Annotated in this window: 3 protein-coding genes; all 3 read left to right on the forward strand. The window is 63.7% G+C overall.

The window, feature by feature from the left end; translation table 11 throughout:
• Positions 1–154 precede the first annotated feature (154 nt).
• Entirely contained in the window at positions 155–1,045 is an 891-nt protein-coding gene (prpB, locus tag ACE039_RS20775) for a methylisocitrate lyase (RefSeq protein ID WP_006218121.1), read from the forward strand.
• 94 nt (positions 1,046–1,139) lie between these two features.
• The gene (gene prpC / locus ACE039_RS20780; protein ID WP_105555044.1) at positions 1,140–2,333 is read left to right on the forward strand and encodes a bifunctional 2-methylcitrate synthase/citrate synthase; all 1,194 of its coding nucleotides are present in this window, start codon (positions 1,140–1,142) and stop codon (positions 2,331–2,333) included.
• A gap of 72 nt (positions 2,334–2,405) precedes the next feature.
• The coding region (locus ACE039_RS20785; RefSeq protein WP_485823234.1) for an MmgE/PrpD family protein at positions 2,406–2,631 on the forward strand (226 nt) is incomplete at its 3' end.

Here is a 2,631-nt window from a genome sequence, read left to right on the forward strand (position 1 = left end):
GCGGCCCCAATTCCTAAGCAGGACCGGAACACCAGACCGGCGCATAAACCTGTCCCTTCGCCCCGCTGCCTGCGAATGTCGCGGAGGGGACAGATTTATATTCCGGACCCGCGATAAGGTCGTGGGCTAGCCATAAGAAAGAACGGAGACCTCCATGTCCAGACCCGAATCGCCCGGCGCCCTCTTCCGCCGCGCCCTCGCCGAAGAAAGCCCGCTGCAGATCATTGGCGCCATCAACGCAAACCACGCCTTGCTGGCCAAGCGCGCCGGCTACCGCGCCATCTACCTGTCGGGCGGCGGCGTGGCGGCCGGATCGCTGGGCTTGCCCGACCTGGGCATCAACACCATGGACGACGTGCTGACCGACGTGCGCCGCATCACCGACGTGTGCGACGTGCCGCTGGTGGTGGATATCGACACCGGCTTTGGTCCGTCGGCCTTCAACATCGCCCGCACCGTCAAGAGCCTGATCAAGTTCGGCGCGGCGGCGTGCCACATCGAAGACCAGGTCGGCGCCAAGCGCTGCGGCCACCGCCCCGGCAAGGAAATCGTCACGACCGAAGAAATGGCCGATCGCGTCAAGGCGGCCGCCGACGCCCGCACCGACAGCGACTTCTACCTGATCGCCCGCACCGACGCCATCGCCTCGCATGGCGTGGACGCCGCGATCGAACGCGCGCTGGCCTGCGTGGAAGCCGGCGCCGACGCGATCTTCGCCGAAGCCGCTTATGACCTGCCCACCTACGACCGCTTCGTCAAGGCCGTCAAGGTGCCGGTCCTGGCCAACATCACCGAATTCGGCAAGACGCCGCTGTTCACCGTCGAAGAACTGAAAAGCGTGGGCGTGGGCATGGTGCTCTATCCCCTGTCCGCCTTCCGCGCCATGAACAAGGCCGCCGAAGCCGTCTACACCGCCATCCGCCGCGACGGCCACCAGAAAAACGTGGTGGACCTGATGCAAACGCGCGAAGAACTGTACGACCGCATCGGCTACCACGAATTCGAATCCAGACTGGATGCGCTCTTCCAAAAGGGCAAAGCGTAAGTCCGCAACGCCTTTTGTATCCGGCGCCGCGGCCACCCCGGGGCGTCACGCTTTCCCCCCATATCGTCAATCGCGAAAGGAAAGGAGTAGAGACATGAGCACGGCTCCCAAGAAGCAAGAAGCCAAACCGGACGCCAAGCCGGAAGAGAAAGCCGGCTTCAAACCCAAGAAGTCCGTCGCCCTGTCGGGCGTGGTCGCAGGCAATACCGCGCTGTGCACCGTGGGCCGCAGCGGCAACGACCTGCACTACCGTGGCTATGACATCCTGGACATCGCGCACACCAGCGAGTTCGAGGAAATCGCCCACCTGCTGGTCCACGGCAAGCTGCCCAACAAAGCCGAACTGGCCGCGTACAAGCAAAAGCTGAAGAGCCTGCGCGGCCTGCCGGCGCAACTGCAAGTGGCGCTGGAAGCGTTGCCCGCCTCGAGCCACCCGATGGACGTGATGCGCACCGCCGTGTCCGTGCTGGGCTGCGTGCTGCCCGAGAAAGACGACCACAACACCCCGGGCGCGCGCGACATCGCCGACCGCCTGATGGCCAACCTGGGTTCGGCCCTGCTGTATTGGTACCACTACAGCCACAACGGCCACATGATCGACGTGCAGACGGACGACGACAGCATCGGCGGCCACTTCCTGCACCTGCTGCACGGCGAAAAGCCCAGCGACGAATGGGTCAAGGCGATGCACATTTCCTTGAACCTGTACGCCGAACACGAATTCAACGCATCCACGTTCACTGCGCGCGTCATCGCCGGCACCGGTTCGGACATGTTCTCGTCCATCGCCGGCGCCATCGGCGCGCTGCGCGGCCCCAAGCATGGCGGCGCCAACGAAGTGGCGTTCGACGTGCAGAAGCGCTATGAAACGCCGGACGAGGCCGAAGCCGACATCCGCCGCCGCGTCGAGGCCAAGGAAGTTATCATCGGCTTTGGTCACCCCGTCTACACCGTGTCCGACCCGCGCAACAAGGTCATCAAGGACGTGGCCAAGAAACTGTCCAAAAAGGCCGGCAGCACCAAGATGTTCGACATCGCCGAACGCCTTGAGACGGTCATGTGGGACATCAAGAAGATGTTTCCCAACCTGGACTGGTTCTCGGCCGTCAGCTACCACATGATGGGCGTGCCCACCGCCATGTTCACCCCGCTGTTCGTCATTGCGCGCACCGCAGGCTGGTCGGCTCACATCATCGAGCAGCGCATCGACAACAAGATCATCCGCCCCACCGCCAACTACGTGGGCCCGGAAGATCAGAAGTTCGTGCCGCTGGACAAGCGCAAGTAGGCCCGGCGCAAGCCAGACGAGAGCAAGGGCGCAGCATGGCTACCTGTATTCACTCCATGAAGAGGTACCGCTATGTCTGCCCCAATCTCCAACGTACGTCCCGAGCCCGACCAGGTGTTGGTCGATATCGCGGACTACGTTCTGAACTACGACATCAAGAGCAGCCTGGCGTATGAAACCGCCCGCAACTGCCTGATCGACACGCTGGGCTGCGGCCTGGAAGCGCTGGAGTACCCGGCGTGCAAGAAATTGCTGGGTCCGGTCGTGGGGGGGGGGGGGGGGGGGGGCGGCGCCAAGG

The sequence above is a fragment of the Achromobacter maghribensis genome, from assembly GCF_057334215.1.